The sequence below is a fragment of the Lacrimispora sp. 210928-DFI.3.58 genome (assembly GCF_020554865.1).
GTDB lineage: Bacteria > Bacillota > Clostridia > Lachnospirales > Lachnospiraceae > Enterocloster.
In genome coordinates, this window is the sequence record NZ_JAJCIC010000129.1 from 1 (window position 1) to 266 (window position 266).

Here is a 266-nt window from a genome sequence, read left to right on the forward strand (position 1 = left end):
GTTAAAATGGATTCTGTAAGTCAAGGAGAACAAGAGTTCTTGATAAAGTGTAAAGAATACAGTACATCCGCTATTATTTTGGTATTGCCAAAGATAGAGAAGCTTGCAGAAAAAAGATGCAGATTTATTGCTGAAAAACAGCAGTATTTTTGCAGTGGAAGCCTTTTGGATGGTGCATTTCTCACCTATGATAATGAAGATAAGCGATTGGTTTATGAAAAAGAATACGATCATAACGGTGGCAGGGAAAGAGTGGGAATGGGGGC

1 protein-coding gene is annotated in these 266 nt (G+C 37.6%); it reads left to right on the forward strand.

What is annotated here, in order from left to right:
* Positions 1-39: 39 nt before the first annotated feature.
* Positions 40-266: hypothetical protein (locus LIZ87_RS22230; protein ID WP_227149242.1), on the forward strand; the 227-nt coding region annotated here is incomplete at its 3' end.